The sequence below is a fragment of the Methylobacterium iners genome, from assembly GCF_022179305.1.
GTDB classification, from domain to species: Bacteria; Pseudomonadota; Alphaproteobacteria; order Rhizobiales; family Beijerinckiaceae; genus Methylobacterium; species Methylobacterium iners.
Genome location: NZ_BPQP01000090.1, coordinates 1 through 20,600 on the forward strand (window position 1 = coordinate 1; position 20,600 = coordinate 20,600).

General features: G+C 70.3%; 24 protein-coding genes and 1 riboswitch. Of the genes, 10 read left to right on the forward strand and 14 right to left on the reverse strand.

The genetic code is table 11. The features are described 5' to 3' along the window. Positions 1 to 13 precede the first annotated feature (13 nt). Positions 14 to 910 (reverse strand): GGDEF domain-containing response regulator, encoded by an 897-nt coding sequence (locus MFF55_RS23820; protein ID WP_238246602.1) that lies wholly within the window; start codon positions 908 to 910, stop codon positions 14 to 16. An 84-nt stretch (positions 911 to 994) separates the two neighbouring features. Here MFF55_RS23820 and MFF55_RS23825 point away from each other — a divergent pair, with 84 nt between their 5' ends. Continuing rightward, positions 995 to 1,369 carry a hypothetical protein gene (locus MFF55_RS23825; RefSeq protein WP_238246603.1) on the forward strand — a complete coding sequence of 125 codons (375 nt, stop codon included), beginning with the start codon at positions 995 to 997 and terminating at the stop codon, positions 1,367 to 1,369. Between the two features lie 31 nt (positions 1,370 to 1,400). Here the strand turns inward: MFF55_RS23825 and MFF55_RS23830 are convergent, their stop codons facing one another. From MFF55_RS23830 to MFF55_RS23865, 8 genes are all read right to left on the reverse strand, one after another. Then, positions 1,401 to 1,847, reverse strand: a complete 447-nt coding sequence (locus MFF55_RS23830) for a hypothetical protein (RefSeq protein WP_238246604.1) — start codon at positions 1,845 to 1,847, stop codon at positions 1,401 to 1,403. A 144-nt stretch (positions 1,848 to 1,991) separates the two neighbouring features. Next, positions 1,992 to 2,189, reverse strand: coding sequence for a hypothetical protein (locus MFF55_RS23835; RefSeq protein ID WP_238246605.1), 198 nt, complete (start codon positions 2,187 to 2,189; stop codon positions 1,992 to 1,994). 273 nt (positions 2,190 to 2,462) lie between these two features. After that, the gene (locus tag MFF55_RS23840) at positions 2,463 to 3,509 is read right to left on the reverse strand and encodes a sulfate/molybdate ABC transporter ATP-binding protein (RefSeq protein ID WP_238246623.1); all 1,047 of its coding nucleotides are present in this window, start codon (positions 3,507 to 3,509) and stop codon (positions 2,463 to 2,465) included. A gap of 4 nt (positions 3,510 to 3,513) precedes the next feature. Continuing rightward, positions 3,514 to 4,392, reverse strand: a complete 879-nt coding sequence (cysW, locus tag MFF55_RS23845; protein WP_238246606.1) for a sulfate ABC transporter permease subunit CysW — start codon at positions 4,390 to 4,392, stop codon at positions 3,514 to 3,516. Then, positions 4,385 to 5,239 (reverse strand): sulfate ABC transporter permease subunit CysT, encoded by an 855-nt coding sequence (cysT, locus tag MFF55_RS23850; RefSeq protein ID WP_238246607.1) that lies wholly within the window; start codon positions 5,237 to 5,239, stop codon positions 4,385 to 4,387. Before cysT ends, cysW begins: the two co-directional genes overlap by 8 nt. A 52-nt stretch (positions 5,240 to 5,291) precedes the next feature. Next, positions 5,292 to 6,329: a sulfate ABC transporter substrate-binding protein gene (locus MFF55_RS23855; RefSeq protein WP_238246624.1), complete on the reverse strand. Its 1,038-nt coding sequence runs from the start codon at positions 6,327 to 6,329 to the stop codon at positions 5,292 to 5,294. 331 nt (positions 6,330 to 6,660) lie between these two features. Further along, positions 6,661 to 6,873, reverse strand: a complete 213-nt coding sequence (locus tag MFF55_RS23860) for a hypothetical protein (protein WP_238246608.1) — start codon at positions 6,871 to 6,873, stop codon at positions 6,661 to 6,663. Positions 6,874 to 7,253: 380 nt separating this feature from the next. Then, positions 7,254 to 7,586 carry a NepR family anti-sigma factor gene (locus tag MFF55_RS23865; protein WP_238246609.1) on the reverse strand — a complete coding sequence of 111 codons (333 nt, stop codon included), beginning with the start codon at positions 7,584 to 7,586 and terminating at the stop codon, positions 7,254 to 7,256. Between MFF55_RS23865 and MFF55_RS23870 the strand changes: the two genes are divergently transcribed. The 3 genes from MFF55_RS23870 (at position 7,585) to MFF55_RS23880 (ending at position 9,252) form a co-directional block, all read left to right on the forward strand. Next, positions 7,585 to 8,298 carry a Sir2 family NAD-dependent protein deacetylase gene (locus tag MFF55_RS23870; protein ID WP_238246610.1) on the forward strand — a complete coding sequence of 238 codons (714 nt, stop codon included), beginning with the start codon at positions 7,585 to 7,587 and terminating at the stop codon, positions 8,296 to 8,298. The genes MFF55_RS23865 and MFF55_RS23870 overlap by 2 nt on opposite strands. Positions 8,299 to 8,504: 206 nt before the next feature. After that, the gene (locus MFF55_RS23875) at positions 8,505 to 8,726 is read left to right on the forward strand and encodes a hypothetical protein (RefSeq protein ID WP_238246611.1); all 222 of its coding nucleotides are present in this window, start codon (positions 8,505 to 8,507) and stop codon (positions 8,724 to 8,726) included. A 298-nt stretch (positions 8,727 to 9,024) separates the two neighbouring features. Further along, a complete protein-coding gene (locus tag MFF55_RS23880) occupies positions 9,025 to 9,252 on the forward strand; it encodes a hypothetical protein (protein ID WP_238246612.1) in 228 nt (75 codons plus the stop codon). 91 nt (positions 9,253 to 9,343) lie between these two features. Here MFF55_RS23880 and MFF55_RS23885 read toward each other — a convergent pair whose 3' ends face one another. The 5 genes from MFF55_RS23885 to zapE form a co-directional block, all read right to left on the reverse strand. Continuing rightward, on the reverse strand, positions 9,344 to 9,709 hold the full coding sequence (locus MFF55_RS23885; protein ID WP_238246613.1) for a hypothetical protein: 366 nt from the start codon (positions 9,707 to 9,709) through the stop codon (positions 9,344 to 9,346). Positions 9,710 to 9,878: 169 nt separating this feature from the next. After that, on the reverse strand, positions 9,879 to 12,212 hold the full coding sequence (locus MFF55_RS23890; protein WP_238246614.1) for a xanthine dehydrogenase family protein molybdopterin-binding subunit: 2,334 nt from the start codon (positions 12,210 to 12,212) through the stop codon (positions 9,879 to 9,881). Next, positions 12,209 to 12,682 carry a (2Fe-2S)-binding protein gene (locus tag MFF55_RS23895; protein ID WP_238246615.1) on the reverse strand — a complete coding sequence of 158 codons (474 nt, stop codon included), beginning with the start codon at positions 12,680 to 12,682 and terminating at the stop codon, positions 12,209 to 12,211. Before MFF55_RS23895 ends, MFF55_RS23890 begins: the two co-directional genes overlap by 4 nt. Before the next feature lie 429 nt (positions 12,683 to 13,111). Then, positions 13,112 to 13,357 carry a hypothetical protein gene (locus MFF55_RS23900; protein WP_238246616.1) on the reverse strand — a complete coding sequence of 82 codons (246 nt, stop codon included), beginning with the start codon at positions 13,355 to 13,357 and terminating at the stop codon, positions 13,112 to 13,114. 90 nt (positions 13,358 to 13,447) lie between these two features. Next, the gene (zapE, locus tag MFF55_RS23905; RefSeq protein WP_373874861.1) at positions 13,448 to 14,662 is read right to left on the reverse strand and encodes a cell division protein ZapE; all 1,215 of its coding nucleotides are present in this window, start codon (positions 14,660 to 14,662) and stop codon (positions 13,448 to 13,450) included. A 189-nt stretch (positions 14,663 to 14,851) separates the two neighbouring features. Between zapE and MFF55_RS23910 the strand changes: the two genes are divergently transcribed. From MFF55_RS23910 to MFF55_RS23935, 6 genes are all read left to right on the forward strand, one after another. Further along, positions 14,852 to 15,157 carry a hypothetical protein gene (locus MFF55_RS23910; RefSeq protein ID WP_238246617.1) on the forward strand — a complete coding sequence of 102 codons (306 nt, stop codon included), beginning with the start codon at positions 14,852 to 14,854 and terminating at the stop codon, positions 15,155 to 15,157. Positions 15,158 to 15,277: 120 nt separating this feature from the next. Further along, on the forward strand, positions 15,278 to 15,484 hold the full coding sequence (locus tag MFF55_RS23915; RefSeq protein WP_238246618.1) for a hypothetical protein: 207 nt from the start codon (positions 15,278 to 15,280) through the stop codon (positions 15,482 to 15,484). A gap of 81 nt (positions 15,485 to 15,565) precedes the next feature. Further along, positions 15,566 to 15,776: riboswitch (cobalamin riboswitch) on the forward strand. A 111-nt stretch (positions 15,777 to 15,887) separates the two neighbouring features. Further along, entirely contained in the window at positions 15,888 to 18,020 is a 2,133-nt protein-coding gene (locus tag MFF55_RS23920; RefSeq protein ID WP_238246619.1) for a TonB-dependent receptor, read from the forward strand. A 396-nt stretch (positions 18,021 to 18,416) separates the two neighbouring features. Next, complete coding sequence (gene lptE, locus MFF55_RS23925) at positions 18,417 to 18,977, forward strand: LPS assembly lipoprotein LptE (protein WP_238246620.1); 561 nt, start codon at positions 18,417 to 18,419, stop codon at positions 18,975 to 18,977. Positions 18,978 to 18,984: 7 nt separating this feature from the next. Further along, a complete protein-coding gene (holA, locus tag MFF55_RS23930; protein WP_238246621.1) occupies positions 18,985 to 20,013 on the forward strand; it encodes a DNA polymerase III subunit delta in 1,029 nt (342 codons plus the stop codon). A gap of 12 nt (positions 20,014 to 20,025) precedes the next feature. After that, a complete protein-coding gene (locus tag MFF55_RS23935) occupies positions 20,026 to 20,514 on the forward strand; it encodes an ureidoglycolate lyase (RefSeq protein ID WP_238246622.1) in 489 nt (162 codons plus the stop codon). Positions 20,515 to 20,600: the final 86 nt, after the last annotated feature.

A 20,600-nucleotide genomic window follows, 5' to 3' on the forward strand; every position in this document is an offset into this window, starting at 1 on the left:
CCCACAACCGCGATCACGCCGTACGGGCGAGGAGCAGATCCGTCGCGGCGGAGACGACGCGGTTGCGCCCGCCGCTCTTGGCCTCGTAGAGCGCGATGTCGGCCCGCTTGATCAGGCCCTCGATCGTGTCGCCCTCAGACCATTCGCTGACGCCGAAGCTGCAGGTCAGCCGGATCGGCGTCTTGGCGCCGCGGATGCGCAGGGCCTGCATGACGAGGCGCAGGCGCCCGGCGAAGGCCTCGGCCTCGACCAGCGGGCGATAGGGCAGGACGATCCCGAATTCCTCGCCGCCGAGCCGGCCGACGATGCCCTCCGGCGCCAGCTCGCGGGCCACCGCCTGGATCGCGGCGTCGCCGACATCGTGGCCGTACTCGTCGTTGATCCGCTTGAAATGATCGATGTCGACGAGGATCGCCGACATCCGGCCGTGGTTGCCGGCCCGGTCGCCCGCCTCCCGGCTGCGCTGGAGAAAGGCCCGGCGGTTGAGCAGGCCGGTGAGCGGGTCCGTCTCGGCGAGGCGGATCAGCTCGCTCTGCATGGTCGTGAGCCGGTCGGCGGCGCGCAGGCGGGCATGCAGCTCCTCGCCGCCCGGCGGCTTCTCGATGAAGTCGTCGGCGCCGCTGTCCAGCGCCTCCGCGAGGTTGCGGGCATTGCGGGCCGAGGACATCGTGATGACGTAGAGCGGGCGGTTCGCCTCCGCGAGCAGGCGGGCGGACCAGCACAATTCGAGACCGCTGATCGGCCGGACCTCGAGGCTGGTGATGAGCACCCGCACCGAGGGCGTGTTCGTCACGTAATCGAGGGCTTCGGCGGAATCGGTGAAGACGTGGACGGTGTGGCCGCGCGGCTCGAGCAGGCCGGAGACGATCTTGAGGACGACGCGGCTGGTATCAACGATGACGATGTGCATGGCGATCCGCCGTCCACCCAAGAGGAGGTTCCTGCGCGGAGCTTCGGGGAAACACCTTAATTTGTTGCGAAGGATTGCAGGAACATGATGCGCCGCAGGGCCTCGGAAGAGGCGGGTGCTCCCCTGCCGGACCGGTATCTGGTCACGCCCGACGGGCGCTATTTCGTGGTTCGCGGCCGGCTGTGGCGCCGCACCAACCCGGCCCTTCCCGAGGACAGCCGGCGGACATGGGTCAAGGCCCTGATGGCGGCGCGGCGGGCGGTCGGCGTCGCCAAGCGCGCGGGCGACGATAACGCCCTGACTGATGCGCGCGCCGCCGTCGAGAGGGCGAAGGTCGCGCTCGGCGAGCGGGGGCCGGTCTGGTGGGAGGACGGCGCGCCCGACGAGAACCGGCGGATGGCCGCGCGCAGCTCCTACGCGGCTTGGTTCGCCGCGCTCGTGCCCGATGCGCCGAGCTGATGAGGCCCACGCGTCCGGGCTGGCGCCAGCCTCAGCGGCTCGGCGTTCTCACCGGGATGATCTGGGCACCGGCAGTGCGGCCGACGCCGCGCTCGGCCTGCGCGTCCGACCAATGTCCATCCCTGCCGCGCGACAGGACGCGGGCCGGGCCCGCGGCCCGGCGGCGCGCCGTCGGCTCCGGGCGATCGATGATGTAGACGGTCGGCACTCCAACCGGAGCGCTTCGGATGCCCGACACGGTCGGAATGCCGTAGGTGCCGTAGCCCCAGGCGGCGGGAACCAGCTCGCTCGGCCGCGGGAAACGGGTCAGCGGCGCGCCGACGTAATCGCCGCGGACCAGGGGCTCCGCGTATCCATAGCCGTAGCCGGTGTAGCCGTATGGGGTGCCTTGGGCCGTCGCCGCGCCGGACGCGGCGACGCAGAGGGCGAGGGCAAGGGCAAGGGCAGCGGACGATGGGAAGCGGTTCGGGGTCGACATCGGGCACTCCTACGCGGATCAGACCGTTGAATCGCGCCGCCGTCATGGTCGTTCCGGGGCCGAGGGTTCCGCCATCGCCGAAGACTGCGTAAGCGGGGCTTGTCCCAAGCTCCTTCCGCCCGAGTCGCTCGGGCCTGAGCCGTCTCAGCGGCAGGTCGTGACCCGGCGCACGATCCAGCCCTCGCCGTCGACCCAGAGCCGCTTGCGGGAGCGGGTGCAGTTGGAGCCGTCGTCCTCGTTGTCGATGGCGGGCGTCGCGGCCACGGCTTGGCCCGCATCCGCGACCTTCGTGGCCCGCACCGCCGGTGCGGCTGAAGCGGCGGCGATCCAGGCAAACGTCATGAGAGCTGCCCCCGCCAAGGCAGGCACATGGGATTTCGTCGCATTCATCGTGGGGTCCTGCACGCGACCCGGCGGGCGCGTCCTCAGTATGGCTTCATGGGCAACGCAGCGCGTTGCGTTTGTTGGACACGTAATCCCCGAGGGGCCGGAACGGTTGCAGCCGAACTTGAGTGCGGCGCAAAAAACCGAGGACCCTCCAAGTGTCAGCCTGAACGTCAGCGCGCGTCGGCGGGGCGGACCACGCCGCGTCGGTCGCCGGCCCGAGTTCGGCGCTCAATCCGCGAAGACGTGGCCCCCGACGATCTGCAGGCCGACCGGCCGGCCGGCGGCGAGCCGGGCGGAATTGGCGGCCTCGACGACCACGGTCTTACCCTCGGCCCTGTCGACCTCGATGCGCTGACGCCCTTGCGTCCGGTAGGAGGTGCGCACGACGCCCTCGACATGGGCGTGCTCGGGCTCGGCGAAGCGGAGCTGCCAGGGCCGGGCGTAGAGCTTGACCGGGCCGACGAGGCCGGGCGGCGCGGCCACCGGCGTCGGACGCCCGTTGACGAAAACCCGGCCGCCCTCGGCGATGGCCTCGACCTCAATGGTGTCACCGAGGAACTTCAGCACCGTGGCCGAGGCCGGGGCCTCCTGGACCTCGTCGGGCGTGCCGACCTGGGCGAGGCGGCCCTTGTCGAGCACGGCGACCCGGTCGGAGAGCTCCAGCGCCTCGTCCTGGTCGTGGGTCACGAAGATCGTGGTCTGGCCGGTGCGGTCGTGGATCTCGCGCAGCCAGCGGCGCAGGTCCTTTCGGACCTGGGCGTCGAGGGCGCCGAAGGGCTCGTCGAGGAGGAGCACGCGGGGCTCGACGGCCAGCGCCCGCGCCAGCGCCACGCGCTGGCGCTGGCCGCCGGAGAGCTGCGAGGGATAGCGGTCGGCGAAGCCGGAGAGCTTGATGAGGTCGAGGAGGTCGCCGACCCGGCGCTTGATCTCGGCCTTGTCCGGGCGGCCCGGGCGCTTCCGGGCGTTGAGCCCGTAGGCGATGTTCTCGGCCACGCTCATATGCTTGAAGAGCGCGTAGTGCTGGAACACGAAGCCGACCGCCCGCTCCTGCACGGGGAGCCGGGTGGCATCGTCCCCGCCGAAGATGATGCGGCCGCGATCGGGCAGTTCGAGTCCGGCGATGACGCGCAAGAGCGTCGTCTTGCCCGAGCCCGAGGGGCCGAGCAGCGCGAGCAGTTCGCCGGCCCGCACGTCGAGGGAGAGGTCGTGCAGGACGGCCGCCGTGTCGAAGGTCTTCGACAGGTCCTCGACCCGGATGGCGGTCGAGGCGCCGATCCGGTCAGTGACGCCGTGCGCCCGCCGCGAGCTCGTCGCTGTAGCGCCATTCGAGCCCGGATTTGATGACGAGGGTGACAAGAGCGAGGCTGGCAAGGACGGAGGCGACGGCGAAAGAGGCAACGAAGTTATACTCATTGTAGAGAATCTCCACGTGGAGCGGGATGGTGTTCGTGAGGCCGCGGATATGGCCCGACACCACCGCCACGGCGCCGAACTCGCCCATCGCCCGGGCGTTGCAGAGGAGCACGCTGTAGAGGAGCGCCCAGCGGATGTTGGGCAGGGTCACCGTCCGGAACACGTGCCAGCCCGAGGCCCCGAGTGTCAGGGCGGCCTCCTCCTCCGCGTTGCCCTGCTCCTGCATGAGGGGGATGAGCTGGCGGGCGACGAAGGGGAAGGTGACGAAGATCGTGGCCAGAACGATCCCCGGTAGCGCGAAGATGATCTGGATGTCGTTCGCAAGGAGCCAGGGGCCGAGCAGCCCCTGCGCCCCGAAGAGCAGGACGTAGATGAGGCCCGAGACCACCGGCGAGACCGAGAAGGGCAGGTCGATCAGGGTGACGAGCAGGTTCTTGCCTACGAACTCGAACTTAGCGATCGCCCAGGAGGCGGCCACGCCGAACACGAGGTTGAAGGGCACGGCGATTGCCGCGACGGTGAGGGTCAGCCGGATCGCCGAGCGCGCATCCGGCTCGTCGAAGGCGGCGCGATAGGCATCCCAGCCCTTGGCGAAGGCCTGGGCGAAGACGGTGATCAGGGGCAGCACCAGGAACAGGGCGAGGAAGCCGATCGCGAGCGCCGTGAGGACCCAGCGGACGGGGCGTCCCTCCGTCGCCACGGCGGGCTGCGGGCTGACCCGGGGAAGGGCGGCGGCCTCAGACATAGCCGAATCTCCGGCGGCTCCAGGCCTGGATCAGGTTGATCGCGAGCAGCGTCGCGAAGGAGATGGCGAGCATGATCACCGCGATCGCGCAGGCGCCCTTGTAGTCGAACTCGGAGAGCTTGATGACGATGAGGAGCGGCGCGATCTCCGACACGTAGGGCAGGTTGCCGGCGATGAAGATGATCGAGCCGTACTCGCCGACGCCTCGGGCGAAGGCGAGAGCGAAGCCCGTGAGCACGGCCGGAATCAGCGGCGGCAGGATGACCCGCGTCAGCGTGTGGAGGCGGTCCGCCCCGAGGGTGGCCGAGGCCTCCTCGATCTCCCGGTCGATCTCCACGATGAGCGGCTGCACGGTCCGCACCGCGAAGGGCAGGCCGATGAAGACCATGGCGATGTAGATGCCGAGCGGCGTGTAGGCCGCCTGGATCCCGAGCTTGGCGAGCTGCGCGCCGACGAGGCCGTTGGGGGCATAGAGCGAGGCGAGCGCGATGCCGGCCACGGCGGTGGGCAGCGCGAAGGGCAGGTCGACCACCGCATCGACGACGCGTCGGCCGGGAAAATCGTAGCGGGTCAGCACCCAGGCGACGAGGAAGCCGAAGGTCGAGGCCGTGAGCGCGGCGAGGATCGAGATGCCGAAGCTCACCTTGAGCGCGGCCGCCACGCGCGGATCGGTGGCGACCTCCCAGATGCCTGACAGGCCGAGACCGGAGGCCCTGGCGACGAGCGCGGCCAGCGGCAGGAGCACGATGAGCCCGAGGCAGGTCAGCATGTAGCCGAAGGCGAGCCCGAAGCCGGGAATCACGCTGGGCTGCATGAGGCGCCGTCGGGGGCGGAGGGGTTCGGGCATGAAGGTTTCCAAGTGAAGCTCTAATCCCTCCCCTCTGCGGGAGGGTATCGCGCTACCGCCCCGGCGCCTTGCTCAACTGGTCGAACAGGCCGCCGCTGTCGAAGTTGCGCTTCTGGATGTCGTCCCAGCTGCCCTGGAGATCCTCGATCTTGAAGAGCTTCACCTCGGGTAAGAAGGCGAGATCCTCCTTGCGGGCCGCCTCGGGGCGGCTCGGGCGGTAGCGGTGCTTGGCGAACAGCGCCTGCGCCCTGTCCGAGTAGAGGAACTGCAGATAGGCCTCGGCCGCCTTCCGGGTGCCTTTCTTGTCGACATTGGCGTCGACGAGGGCCACCGGCGGCTCGGCGTAGATCGAGGTCGGGGGCACGACGACATCGAACTTGTCGCGGCCGAACTCCTCGAAGACGAGGTAGGCCTCGTTCTCCCAGGTGGGCAGCACGTCGCCGAGGCCGCGCTGGGCGAAGGTCACGGTCGAGCCGCGGGCACCGGTGTCGAGGACGGGCACCTGCTTGTAGAGCTGCCCAACGAAGGCGTTGGCCTTCTCAGCGCTCTTGCCGTCGCGTTCGTAGGCGTAGCCCCAGGCGGCCAGGAAGTTCCAGCGTCCGCCCGCCGAGGTCTTGGGGTTCGGGGTGATCACGGCGACGTCGGGCTTCACGAGGTCGCCCCAATCCTTGATGCCCTTCGGATTGCCCTTGCGGACGAGGAACACCACGGTCGAGACGTAGGGAAGCCCGGCATTGGGCAGCTTGGCGCGCCAATCCTCGGGAATCTTCTTCGAGATCCGCGCGATCGCATCGATGTCCGAGGGGATGCCGAGCGTCACCACGTCGGCGGGCACGCCGTCGATGACGGTGCGGGCCTGCGAGCCGGAGCCGCCGTGGGACACGCGGACCGTGATCGTCTCCCCGGTCTTCGCCTTCCAATCCTCCACGAAGGCGGCGTTCAGCTCCTTATAGAGCTCCCGCGTCGGATCGTAGGAGACGTTGAGCAGCTCCGTCTGCGCACGCGCCTGGCCCGCGCCGAGCGTGGCCGCGAGAAGGCAGGTCGCGAGGACGGCGCGGGCCCGGCGTCCGGTGCGATCGTTGAAAGGGATCACGTCTGCCTCCGAAATCCATCGCTGCCCAAGCATCGGTCAAGGCACCACGCGCCGGCAGCACGTCGCGTGGTCCGGCCTTTTCGTTCTTTTAAACGAACGTTGTCAAGCGGGGCAGTTCGGGCCGTCCTCGTGCAGGGCAGGTGAACCGCCTTCTCACTTCGGGCACGCGAAGCTGGCAAGCGGGTGGGGAGAAGGATTTCGTCGTGCGCGGGCGATTCAGGGGAACGGCGTTACCGCGGCGGCCCCGTTCTTTAGAAAGAACGTTCGCGGGTCAGCAGGCCACGGCCTGCGCCGTCGGCGCGTCCCCTGCCCCTGCGGGCCTGAGAGGTCAGGAATCGAGGTAGCCGGCGTCCTTGAGCGCCGCCTCGACGGCATCGAAACAGGGCGCTCCCCGGGAGAAGGCGTCGGCGGGCTGCTGGGCGGTCTCATCGGTCTCCGCCCACTCGCGCTCGTCCTGCATCCGGGGAGACGAGGCTTGGCGGGTCGGGCTACGTCCGAAGAAGCCCGTGGCGGATACGAGTGCCTGGCCGATCGACAGCATCGCCCTTCTCCGTCGCCGCATCGCCGCGGCATGGACACCGCGACGCGTTCATCTCGCGTTCACCATACTGACGCGCGGGACAGGCCGAGACAAGGTCTCGGCGGAACCGCCGCGTCGAGCGACGAAAATGCGAGGGGGAGCAGCAGGACGAGAGGGTATTTAGTCGGCTGCAAACGCGATGAGCGAGAACAGCCCGGCAAGGAGGACGTTGCCGAGGACGACGAGGGCGATGACGGTCATTGGAATATCTTCGAGTCGGAGCCAGTAAAGCTCTGTGCCGCGCGCTTCTAGAGCAAATGATCAAAAGATGTGGTGCGCAATTGCACCGCTCGTCCTGAAGCGTGCCTGAACGCTGTGGATGGCCGTCCGGCGCGGGGCCTTCAGCGGCGTGTCTTGTCGAGCCGGCCGAGGAGCGCCTCGATGCGTTCGCCCAGCGGCTCTCCGATCGCGTCGGCGTAGAAGGCCCGCAGGTTGCGTCCGAGGTGCCGGCGGAGGTTCGGGCTGAGGGGCGGTGGGTCCGCAGCGGGCGATCGGGTCTCGCCGGCGCAGTCCGTCTGGGCTTTCGACATCGGCGCCTGCTGCGAGCGAACCTCGGGCGAGGCGTCCGGTCCGAGAGGACCGGTGCCGCGTCCGCCGGGGTAGAATGGCAGCCGCGGGTTAAGAACAATTTTATCGATCCGCTCGCGAGGGCCGCGTCCGAAGGAGAACCGCATGAACCTGTTCGTCCTCACCGGAGCCGGGATCTCGGCCGAGAGCGGCCTCGGCACCTTCCGCGATCGCGAGGGTCTCTGGCGGCGCTTCGATCCGATGCGCCTGGCCACGCCCGAGGCCTTCGCCGCCGATCCGGACGAGGTGCACGCCTTCTACAACCTGCGCCGCCAAGGCGTCGTCGCGGCCCAGCTCAACGCGGCCCACGCAGCCCTTGCACGGCTCGAAACGGTGCTCGCCGAACGGGGCGGCGCGCTGTTCCTGTGCACCCAGAACGTCGACGATCTCCACGAGCGCGCCGGCTCCGGCTCCGTGACCCACATGCACGGCGAGATCCTCAAGGCCCGCTGCACCGCGTGCCGCGACGTCCGCGGGAACCGCGGCGATCTGGGCACCGACCAGCCCTGCCCTAGCTGCGGAGCGGCGGGCAGCCTGCGCCTGGATATCGGCTGGTTCGGCGAGATGCCGATGCACCTCGGCCGCATCGAGGCGGCGCTGGACCGGGCCGACCTCTTCGCGGCCATCGGCACGTCCGGCGCGGTCTATCCCGCGGCCGGTTTCGCGGCGCGGGCGCGCCGGAACGGCATCCGCACCCTCGAGATGAACCTAGAACCATCGGACAACGCGGGGTCGTTCGACGAGGCGCGATACGGGCCCGCGGGGGCGATCGTACCCGCCTTTGTCAACGACATTTGCGGCCGTGAGGCGCAGAAATAAATCTGCGGCGCGGGGCGCCAAACGGAAGTGCCGAACCGCCAACGACTTGGGGCGGATCGATCCGCTCACCGTCCGGGCCGCACACTGTTTCGTGGGCGCAGGGGTGGTGGACGCCTCCGCGAACGCACGTCTACAAAAGCCAAGCTCGGTGAGTCGTTGCGTTGCCTCCCGAGATTTTGCCACGAAACGAGGGATTTTCTCGAGCAATGCAGAATATTACCGTGACGCCCCGCGAACGAGATACGATTTTAGCGGCATTGAGGTATTATCAATACTATCGGTTGCAGGGACACCCTTTCGATCCCCGGCACGATCACTTGATCGATGCCATCGCCAGTCAATCGGGCGAGACGCTCGACCTTGCCGCCGTGGATGATCTCTGCGCCGGCCTCAATGGGAACATGCACGCGCTCGGCGCGGCGGCCTGAGCCCGGCCGGGGCGGCGTTCGGCGCCCCGGCTCGCACTCAGGGGGCAGTCGATTCACGCTGCCCAAGAGCACCGCCCCGGGGTTTTCTTCCCGGCGGGAGCCTGAGCCTGAAACTTTCTCCTACCGCCGCGCGTAAGCCACCGCTCCTCGCTCGCAATGCGAGGACGATGCACGCGGATGCCGGCATCTCTCGCCGGCGCCGCCACGAGACCACCTGCGACGGACGGGCCTCGCGCTCATCCCGTCCCTGTACGGCGTTCGCAGGACGCGGTCGGAGTCGCCTCACGGGAGAAACACCATGACGAAGATGAAACTGGCCCTCGCCGCCGCAGCCCTGGTCGGCGGCCTCTCGCTGGCTGCCGGGCCTGCCTCCGCCGTTCCGGCCGGCCCGACCGCCGTTCAGGCCGATGCCTCGGGGATCACGCAGGTCGGCATGATGGAGCGCCGCATGATGAAGCGGCGGATGATGGAACGTCGGATGATGAAGCGGCGCATGATGAAGCGCCGGATGATGCGCAACATGTGATCGGTTCTGGCCGCGCGAACGCGTCGGTCGAACCCTAGGGCGGAGTTCCCCTTGCGGGCGCTCCGCCCTTTTCACATACGGTCCGCCTCGATCAGGGAGCGCCGTCGAGCTGCTTCCGGGCGCGGTCGAGGGCCTCCGTGCAGGCCTTCGCGTCACCCTTGCCGTCGGCGGTGCGGGCCTCGTCGAGGGCGACCTTGGCCTGCATCGCCCGCTCGCCGCCCTCCCCGGCCTGAGCCGATTTCTCCGGTGGTGCCACGGGCGCGGCGCCGGTCTCGCCCGCGGTGCCCTGACCTTCCAGCGCGCCGGCCGCGGCCTTGCCGCTGGTCGAGGCCGAGATCGCGCCGGTCGCCTGCGACTTCACCCGACCCTCCAGCGCCGCGATGCCGTCCGAGCACGGAGAGGCCAGCGCGGGTCCTGCGGCGAGGAGGCCGGCTACAGCCCAAATCATACGCGTCATCGAGAAACATCCTTGCTCAGCCGCACCGGCGTCCTGCGCCCGCACGGGTTCAACCCGCGCGGCCGGCAGCGGGTCCTTGACCAGGCCTTCGATCGTCCTCGCCCGATCGGGTCGGAGTGGGGGCCGCGGATCCCGGGCGAACCCGAAATCCGCGCCCGAGCGGCGGGCCTCAGGCGCTCGTCTGATCGCGGATCGGCAATTGCCGGATGCGCCGGCCCGTGGCCGCGAAGATCGCGTTCGCGATGGCCGGCGCCACCGGCGGGACGCCGGGCTCGCCGACACCGCCGAGCGGCTGAGCGTAGTCGGTGCTGGGCAGCAGGTGGACATGGACGGCCTTCGGGGCCGCGTCGATCCGGGTGATCTCGTAGCCGTCGAAATTGTCCTGCTGCACCCGCCCGTTCTTGAAGGTGATCTCGGAGGAGAGGGCCAAGCCCATCCCCATCACCACCGCGCCCTCCATCTGCGAGCGCACCCGCTCCGGATTGACCTGCGGCCCGCAATCGACGGCGATGTCGATGCGGTTGATCGTGACCCCGCCCTTGGCATCCACCGCGACCTCGGCCGCCACCGCCGTGTAGGTGACGAAGCTGTAGTGACCCGCGATGCCGAGGCCCTGCCCGCTCGGCAGCTTGCGGCCCCAGCGGGCGGCGCCCGCCGCCGTCTCGATGACGCGGCGCAGCCGCCCCGTATCGATCGGATAACGGGCCGGGTCCTCGCCGTAGTTCCAGACGTCGCCGATCGCGGTCGGATCGATGATCCGGGCCGGGCCGATCAGGTCGAGAAGGTAATCCTTCGGGTCGCGCCCCGCCGCGTGGGCGAGTTCGGACACGAAGGACTGGATGGCGAAAGCGTGCGGGATGTTCGAAACCGAGCGGAACCAGCCGATCCGCACATGCGCCGCGGCCTCCGGGTTCTCCAGGCGGACGTTGGGCACCGCGAAGGGGTTGTTGACCATGCCCATGCCGAGCTCGAACGGCAGCGCGTTCTTGGCGCCCGCCGCGAAGATCGAGCCGATGGTCGGCGCCGCCGAGCGGTGGAGCCAGGCCACGGGCATGCCCTTGGCGTCGAGGCCCGCCTCGAGCCGCTCGACCGAGATGGTGTGGAAGTAGCCGTTGTGCAGGTCGTCGTCGCGGGTCCAGACGAGCTTCACCGGGGCGCCGCCGACCGCCTGGCTGCAGAGCGCAGCCTCGATCACGTAATCCGGCTTCGACTTGCGGCCGAAGCCGCCGCCGAGCAGCGTGACGTTGACCCGGACCTTGTCGGGGGCGAGCCCGAGCTTCTTGGCGAGGCGATCGTGGGTCGCCTGCGGGGCCTGCGTGCAAGTCCAGGCCTCGCAGAACCCGTCCTTGATTTGCACGAGCGCGGCGGGCGGCTCCATCGGCGCCTGCGCCAGGTGAGGCACGAAGTACTCCGCCTCGAGCCGCGTCTTGGCGCCCTTCATCGCGGCGTCCACGTCGCCCTGGTTGCGCACGACCTTGCCCGGCGCCCGCACCGCCTTCTCGAGCTCCGCCCGGAAGGCGGTCGAGTCGTAATTGGCGTTCGGGCCGTCGTCCCAGGTGATCTTGAGGGCCTCGCGGCCCTTCATCGCGGCCCAGGTGTTCTTGGCGATCACGGCGACGCCGCCCAGCGGCTGGAACTCGGAGGGGAGCTCCGGCGGGCCGATGGTGAAGACCTTGACGACGCCGGGCACCTTCAGCGCCGTGCTGTCGTCGACGCTGACGACCTTGCCGCCGAAGACGGGCGGCCGCGCGACGAGCGCGTAGAGCATGCCCTCGACGCGGACGTCGAAGCCGTAGATCGCCCGGCCCGTCGTGATGTCGCGGTTGTCGATGAGGCCGATCTCGCCCTTGCCGATGTAGCGGAAGGCCTTGGGGTCCTTCAGCGTCACGCTCTCGCGGGCGGGGACCGGCAGTTCGGCCGCGGCGGCCGCGACCTCGCCGTAGGGGATCGAGCGCTTCGACTTGGCATGGGTGAGAACGTGGTTCTCGGCCCTGACCTCGTCAGCCGGCACGCCCCATTGCTTGGCCGCGGCCTGGACCAGCATCGCGCGCGCGGCGGCGCCGGCATGGCGCATGTGGGGCAGGAAGTGGCGCAGCGAGCGCGAGCCGTCGGTGTCCTGGTTGCCGAAGCGCGTCTCGTCGCCCCAGGCCTGGGTCACCCGGACCTTCGCCCAATCGGCCTCGAGCTCGTCGGCGACGACGAGCGCGATCGAGGTGCGCACGCCCTGGCCCATCTCGGCCCGGTGACAGGTCACGGTGACGGTGCCGTCGGGCGCGATCGCCACGAAGACCTTCGGGTTGTCCTGCCAGCCGTTCGGCATGGCGTCGCCGCCGAACTTCTTCGGCTCCGCCTTGTCCTCGGCGAAGGCCGGCTCGCGCCAGGACAGGGCGAGGACCAGCCCGCCCAACCCGCCGAGGATCGCGCGGCGGCTGACATTGGCGAGCGCCGTGGGCGGCGCTTCGGCCGCGAACGCGTTCTGCATCATCTTGGCGTCGTGGATCACAGGCGCTCTCCCGAATTCGCAGTGTTGCCGGCAGCCTTGTGGATCGCGGCGCGGATGCGCGGATAGGTGCCGCAGCGGCAGAGATTGCCGCTCATGGCGCCGTCGATCTCCGCGTCGGTGGGTTTCGGGGTCTCGTTCAGGAGCGAGGCCGCCTGCATGATCTGCCCCGTCTGGCAGTAGCCGCATTGCGAGACGTTGAGCTCCCGCCAGGCCGCCTGGACCGGATGGTTGCCGTCCGGCGACAGCCCTTCGATCGTCACAACGCTCTGGCCCTGGGCGGCCGAGATGGGCGTGACGCAGGCGCGGGTGGCCGCTCCGCCGAGATGGACGGTACAGACCCCGCACAGGGCCGCGCCGCAGCCGAACTTGGAGCCGGTCAGCCCGAGCTCGTCGCGCAAGTACCAGAGCAGCGGCATGTCGGGATCGCCGTCGAAGCTGCGCTCCGCGCCGTTCACGGTGAGTTTGATCATCGCTCTCGTCCTGTCTTCAGCCGCCCCGCGGGCCGATGGCGGGGGGCGCTCGCACCGGCATCGCTCCGACAACCCCCAGTCGGGCCGTCGGGTTCGCGCCCGTTCGCGACGGGCGGACGATAGCGGTGCCGGCTCTTCGGAAGGGATCTAGACAGGAGAGGACGTGCCGCAACCGTGGGGCGGCAGGCGCGTGGACAAGGTATGTGCCGTTGCGCACATGCCGTGGGTGGTTGGGACCATGCTCGTGGGTCCGGTAGGCACGATGCCGGGCCCATCGCGCGATCTGCGCACCTGCGGGACCGGGATACGGGCGAGCATAGGCGCGCGAGAGGTCTCGGCGCGACGGGTCAGGGCGTTCAGCCGGCAGGATCGCGATCCGGCCGGCTGCCGCGAGGAGGCCTGCTCCGAGGACCGCGCTGGGCTGCGGCCTCAGCCCTTCTTCTTGTAGGCCTGGATGGCGCCCTGGCAGCCCGGCGAGAGCTTGGACATGTTCTTCGTGAAGCAGGCCTGCGTCTCAGGCCCGTCGACGGGCGGCAGGCCGGCGCAGAAGGTCGTGAAGTCGCCCGCGCATTGCTGTTGCAGGATGGCTTTGTCCTCGTCCGTCATGGGAGCGGCCGAGGTAGCGCTTGCCGCAACCGCGGTGAGCACGAAGCCCAGTGCGAAACGTACCGACATGATCTCTTCCCCCAACTCAGCTGCTCTGAGTGCGCGGCGGGAACGCGGTCGAGGGCCGGATCGTTGCACGCGGCCGGTCCGGCCGGCCGATCAGGTCTCGACGAGACCGGCGCTGGAGCCCGAGGCCTCGTCGCCCCGGCCGTGCGGCAGGGCGAGGTACTCGGAGGAGCGCATCTCGATCAGCCGCGAGACCGTGCGGTCGAACTCGAAGGCTTCGCGGCCCTCCGTCATCGTGTAGAGCCCCTGCGGCTCGGCCGCCGCCGAGGCGATGAGCTTCACGCGGAAATCGTAGAGGGTGTCGATGAGCGTGATGAAGCGCTTGGCCTCGTTGCGGTTCGCCTCGCCCATGATCGGGATGTCCTCGACGATCATGGTCTTGAACGTGCGAGCCAGCGCCATGTAGTCGGAGGCGCCCAGCGGCTGGGCGCAGAGGTCGGCGAAGGCGAAGCGGGCCACGCCGGCGGCTTCCTCGGGCACCGGCACGTCGCGCCCCTGCACCCGGAGCGTGGCGGGCCGGCCCCGCGCCCGGCCGGTGAGGCCCTTGAAGGCCTCGTCGAGCGCCCGGGCCGCGGCCTCGTCCGCTGGCAAGTGGTAGACCGAGGCGCCGCCGATCTTCTCCAGGCGGAAATCCGCGCGGGCGTCGAGGCGCAGGACTTCGACGCGGTCCTTCAGGGCCTCGACGAAGGGCAGGAACAGGGCGCGGTTGAGGCCGCCCTCGTAGAGCCGGTCCGGCTCGACGTTCGAGGTCGCCACCACCACGACCCCGTGCCGGAACAGCGCCGTGAAGAGGCGGCCCAGGATCATCGCGTCGGCGATGTCGGTGACCGTGAACTCATCGAAGCACAGCAGCGTCGCCTCCGCGGCCAGCGCCTCGGCCACCACGGGGATCGGGTCGTCGCCCTTGGCCTCGCCGCCTTTCAGGGCCTGCCGGTGGGCGTGGATGCGCTCGTGGGCGTCGGCGAGGAAGCCGTGGAAATGCACCCGGCGCTTCGGCCCCGGCGCCGCCTCGTGGAAGAGGTCCATCAGCATCGTCTTGCCGCGCCCGACCGAGCCCCAGATGTAGAGGCCCTTAGGCGGACCCGGCGCATCGTCGCGCCGGCCGAACAGCCAACCGAGCGCGCTGCCCTTGCGGGCGCGCTTGCGCCGTTCGAGGTCCTGGACCAAGCGGTCGAGTGCATGAACCAGCCGCACCTGCGCCCGGTCGCGCCCGATCGCGCCCGAGGCGACCAGCGCGCCGTAGCGTGCTGCCACGGGGCCCGGCGGCGGCGCGCCGGCATGATGGGACGGGGCCGTTGATCCGCTCACGATGATGAAGCCCTCGCGCGAGGAAGCGCCGCCCGGCGCCGTCGGGGCCGAGCCTCTGTCCCGTCTGCCGCGCCGGTCGCGGCGGATCAACCCCGGCCCTGCGGCGCGACGGCCGTTGCGCGGGGCGGGGACAGGCCTCACTCTGGAGGGCATCCGTCGGAATCAGTGCAAGCCGCAGGATCGATCGCGATGAAACCCGCTCTCCCCGGCCTCGCCGCCGCCGCCGCCCTCCTGGTGGGATCGGGCGCGATCGCCCAGGTGCGTCCCGCGACGCCGGCCCTGACCTGCGCCGCCGCGGCCGACCTCGTGGCGCGCAGCGGCGCCATCGTCCTGACGACGGGGCCCCACACCTACGACTTCATCGTGCGCGACGGCGGCTTCTGCCCGCTGGCCACCACGCCGAAGGCGACCTTCGAGACCACCCTCGACAACCCGAAATGCTTCGTCGGGTATGTCTGCCGCGACAGGTTCGGCGAGGGCAGCAACCGCGATTGACCAGCCGCGTTCGCCGGAACGGCCAAGCTGCCACGTTCCGGCCAAGCGGGAGCCCGATGCTCAGTCCCATCGCCCCGCCAGAGGGCGAAGGTCACGACGACCGCAAGGGGCATTGAGCAGATGGACCGCACCGACTCCGCGAGGCCCGTTCGCACGGGCGCCGACACCCGCCTCGAGCGCACCGTCGCCGACGCGCTCCGCATCATCGCCGCGGCCTGCGCCGAGCGCGAGGCGCCGCCCGTCCGGGCCGCCCGCGAGCGCCTCGCCAAGGTTTACGGGACCACGCGCCTGCGCCGGCACCTGGAGCGGCAGCACCTCCCCGCCTGACGGGTGCGAGGTCGCGCCTGTGGCGCGCGGACCACGCGGCGGAGCAAAGCGTGGCGGTATCTTGACCGGGGCCCGCATCGGTCCGAGCATGCACGCGACGGTTCCCCTCGGGGATCAAAAGGGAACGCGGTGAGGGTGCAGGTCCGCAAGGATTGCCCGAGGCCGCGGCTGCCCCCGCAACTGTAAGCGGCGAGCCCCTCATCACCATGTCACTGGAGGCTTCGGCCTCTGGGAAGACGATGGGGGGCGATGACCCGCGAGCCAGGAGACCTGCCGTCAGTCGTGGTCACGCGCGAGCCGCGTCGGGCGGGGTGTCCTGATGGGTGTCGAACGGGTCGCGTCATGCGGCCCGGTCGGCTTCGTTCGCGGTGACGTGCCACTCTCGCCCCGCGAGCCCGTCCGCATGTCGCTCCTCATCCCGCCGCTGCGCCCCGCAGCGTTCGTCCTCCTCGTCTCCTCTCCATGTCCCGCCCTCGCCGAATCTCAGGCCAGCGCGGATCTCGCCGAACTCAGCGTCTCGGCCGCGCCGTTCGTCACGAATGCCAGCGCCGGCTATCCCGGGGGCGCCGGCGGGATCGGCGGCGCCGAGGCCTTCGGGGCTCTCACCGCGCCGATCCAGGCTTCAAGCGCCGGCGTCGTCACCGGGGCGGCGATCAACAACCGCCCGGTGACGCGGCCCGGCGAGGTGCTGGAGGCGGTGCCCGGCCTCATCGTCACCCAGCATTCCGGCGAGGGCAAAGCCAACCAGTACTTCCTGCGCGGCTTCAACCTCGATCACGGCACCGACATCGCCATCCAGGTCGACGGCATGCCGGTCAACATGCGCACCCACGGCCACGGCCAGGGCTACGCCGACCTCAGCTTCCTCATCCCCGAGCTCGTCGGGGCGGTCGAGTTCCACAAGGGCCCCTACTTCGTCCGCGACGGCGACTTCGCCTCCGCCGGCTCCGTGCGGATCGATTACCTCGACCAGGTCGAGCGCAACCTGGCGCTCACCTCCATCGGCAGCTTCGGCTACAGACGGGCGCTCGCCATCGCCTCGGCGCCGCTCGGCCATGGCACCCTGCTCGTGGCCGGCGAGGCGCAGGCCTACGACGGCCCCTGGGACGTCCCCGACCGCCTGCGCAAGATCAACGGCGTCGTGCGCTACAGCCAGGGCACGACGCTGGACGGCTTCTCCGCCACCGGCATGGCCTATGCCGGACGCTGGAACGCGACGAACCAGATCCCGGCCCGCGCCGTCGCGGAGGGGATCATCGGCCGGTTCGGCACCGTCGACCCCACCGACGGGGGCGACGCGAGCCGCCTCTCCCTCTCCGGGCGCTGGAGCGCGTCCGATTCCGGCGGGGTGACGCGGGCCAATGCCTACGTCATCCGCTCGACGCTCAACCTCTTCAACAACTTCACTTACTTTCTCGACAATCCGGTCGACGGCGACCAATTCCACCAGCGAGACCGGCGCATTGTCACGGGCGGCGAGCTCGCCCGGATCTTCAAGGGCGAGCTGTTCGGGCTGCCCATGGAGAACGAGGTCGGAATCCAGGCGCGCTTCGACGACATCCGCGTCGGGCTGTTCAACACGGCGTCCCGCGCCCGGATCGGCACCGTGCGCGACGACCGCGTGCAGGAGGGCAGCGCCGCGCTCTACCTCGACAACCGCGTGCGCTGGACCGAGTGGCTGCGCACCAGCATCGGCGTGCGGGCGGACGGCTACGACGCGAGGGTCGTCTCCGACAACCCGCTGAATTCAGGGACCGCGCGCGACGGACTCGTCAGCCCCAAGCTCGGCCTCGTGCTCGGGCCCTGGGCCGACACCGAAGTCTTCGTGAATTACGGCGAGGGTTTCCACTCGAACGACGCGCGCGGCGCCACCATCACGGTCGATCCGGGCAACCCGCTCTTCCCCCTCGACCGGGTGGCGCTCCTCGTGCGCTCGGTCGGGTCGGAGGTCGGCGTCAGGACGCGGGCGATCGAGGGCCTGCTCTCGACCGTGACGCTGTTCCAGCTCGATTTCGACTCCGAAAACCTGTTCGTGGGCGATGCCGGCACCACGGAGCCGAGCCGCCCGAGCCGGCGCTTCGGCGTCGAGTGGACGAACCACTACGCGCTGACGCCCTGGCTCTCGCTGGACGCCGACCTCACCCTGACCAATGCCCGCTTCTCCGACGTCGACCCGGCCGGCAACCGCATCCCTTCGGCGCCGACCTTCATCGCGGCGGCGGGCCTCACGCTCGGCGAAGGCACGGGCTGGTTCGGCTCCCTGCGCCTGCGCCATTTCGGGCCGCGGCCGCTGATCGAGGACAATTCCGCCCGGTCGCGCGCCACGACGCTGGTGAATGCCCGCCTCGGCTACAATTTCGACAACGGCATCAGCGTGCAGCTCGACGCGCTCAACCTGCTGGGCGCACGGGCGAGCCAGATCGATTACTTCTACCCCTCGCGCCTGCGCGGCGAGCCGGCCGAGGGCATCGCCGACCGCCACTTCCACCCGGTCGAGCCGCGGGCGGTGCGTCTCACGATCGCCGGACGGTTTTGAGTGTGGGTCCTGGGTCGCCCGGAACGCTCGTGCGCACCCCCTCTCCCCGCGGGCGGGGAGAGGGCTTTGCCGACCTCGTCGTCGGCAAAGCGAGGCGGCAGCCGAGGGTGAGGGGGCGTCTCCGAAGGTGCCTCATCCGGAGACCCCCTCACCCTGGCTGCGGCTGCGCCTACGCTTCCCGCATGCACGGCAAGGTGCATGCGGGCCTCTCCCCGCCCGGCGGGGAGAGGGAAACGCGCGCCAAACCGGAGGTGAGGGGCCGGAAACCGGATGTACCCCGGACGCGGACACGTTCCTGCCGCAGGACAATCGTAAAGCTTGGGCGCTACACCGGTGACGCGCGACCCTCGATCGCCGTAAAGAGCGTGGTCAGGGGTGTTGAGGACGAACGCGGACATGACGCTTCCGACAGGCCAAAGAGGGGGAAGGCGCGGGCTCAAGACCGGCTTGCGCATCGCGCTCGTCTGCGCCGCGACGCTCGGCCTCTCGGCCTGCTTCCGGCCCCTCTACGGGCCGACCGCGTCCGGCGAGTCGATGGTGGCGCTGCTCGCCTCCGTCCAGGTCGACGACATCGCCATGGCGCAGGGCCAGGAGCGGATCGGGCATTACCTGCGCAGCGAGCTCATCTTCGACCTCGACGGCTCCGGCCAGCCCTCGCCCAAGCGCTTCCGCCTCAGGATGCAGGGCAGCGAGGCCGTGCAGACCCCGATCGTGTCCTCGCAGACGGGCCGCGCCGAGGCCGGCACCATCGTCGCCACCGTCAAGTACTCGCTCGAGAACCTCGAGGGCACGAAGATCATCAGCGAGGGCGTGGCGACCTCCACCGCCACCTACGACCGCTCGGTGCAGCGCTTCGCCTCGCTGCGCGCCGCCCGCGACGCCGAGATCCGGCTGGCCAAGGTGCTTTCCGAGCAGATCAAGACCCGGATCGCCTCCGTCCTGGTGACCAAGCCCTGACCCGCCGATGAGTGCCGTCAAGGCCGGCGACGTCGAGGCGCTGATTCGGCGCGGTCCCGATCCCCGCGTCAGCGTGGTCCTCGTCTACGGGCCGGATACGGGCCTCGTCTTCGACCGCGCCCGGCGTCTCGTCGCCCGGTTCGGCGCGAACCCGGACGATCCCTTCGCCCTGGTGAAGATCGACGGCGACACCCTGGCGGCCGATCCCGGGCGCCTCGTCGACGAGGCCGGCACGATCGGCCTGTTCGGCGACGCGCGCACGATCTGGGTGAGACCCGGGACGCGCAACTACGCGCCGGCCGTCGAGGCGGTCCTCGCGGCGGAGACGGGGACGACCCGCATCGTGGTCGAGGCCGGAGACCTCGCGAAATCGGCGCCGCTGCGCACCCTCTGCGAGCGCGCCACGAACGCGCTCGCCCTGCCCTGCTACGCCGACGACGAGCGGGCGCTGGCCGAGCTCATCGACCGCACGCTCGGCGAGCACGGCCTGCGCATCGACCGCGAGGCCCGCGAGGTCCTGACCGGCAGCCTCGGGGGCGACCGCGGCGCCAGCCTCTCCGAGATCGAGAAGCTCGCGCTCTTCGCCCACGGCCGGGGCAGCGTCGGTCTCGACGACGTCGAGGCGGTGGTGAGCGACGTCGCCGGCAGCGTGCTCAACACCCTGATCGACGCCGCCTTCGCCGGCCAGACGGGGCAGGTCGAGCAGGAGGGCCGCCGCTTCCGGCACGAGGGCCTCGATCCTTCCGCGATGCTCGGCGCCGCCCTGCGTCATGCCCTCACCCTGCTCAGCGTGCGGCTCGCCGGCGAGGGGCAGAGCCCGGGCGCGATGGCCGCGAACTGGCGCGGCCTGCATTTCCGGCGCAAAGCGCTCGTCGAGACGCAGCTCGCGCGCTGGTCGCCGGGCGCGCTCCGCCAAGCCGTGCAGCTGCTGCAGGAGGCCGTCCTGGCCTGCCGGCGCGCCGACCCGGAGCTGGCGCACGCCCATGCCTCGAGCGCCCTCCTGCGCATCGCCGCGGAAGCCGCGCGACGCCGTTGAGGGATCAACCTGATGATTGACGCTCCCGCCTGCCGCCTCGCGATCCAGCCCATGACGCCCGAGGCCTTCGCGCCGTTCGGGACGCTGCTCGAAGCCCCGGTCGGGGGCCTGCGCCAGGACGGGGCCGCACGCCTCGAGAATACCCGTCCCGGCGTGCCGGCGAACCTGGCGCTCGTGCGAAGCCTGCCCTTCGCGGAGACGATGCCGCTGCGCGCGCTGGAGCGGCACCCGCATTCGAGCCAGACCTTCCTGCCCCTGGGCGGCGGCGACTACCTCGTGGTGGTGGCGCCGGACCGGGACGGGCGGCCGGACCCGGATGCGCTGCTCGCGCTCAGGGTGCCCGGCCATCTCGGCGTCCATTATCGCGCCGGCGCCTGGCACGCGCACATGACGACGATCGCAGCGCCGAAAGCCTTCGCCATGTTGGTCCACGAGGACGGCTCGGCGGAGGATTGCATCGTCGTGCCGATCGATCCGGTCGTGCTCGTTCTGCCGGATTGAGGGCCTCAGCTGGCTGAGCCCAAAACCGGTCAGGGCTTCGAACTTGTCCACCGCGGCGAAGTTTGATCCTCCGATGTCATTCCGGG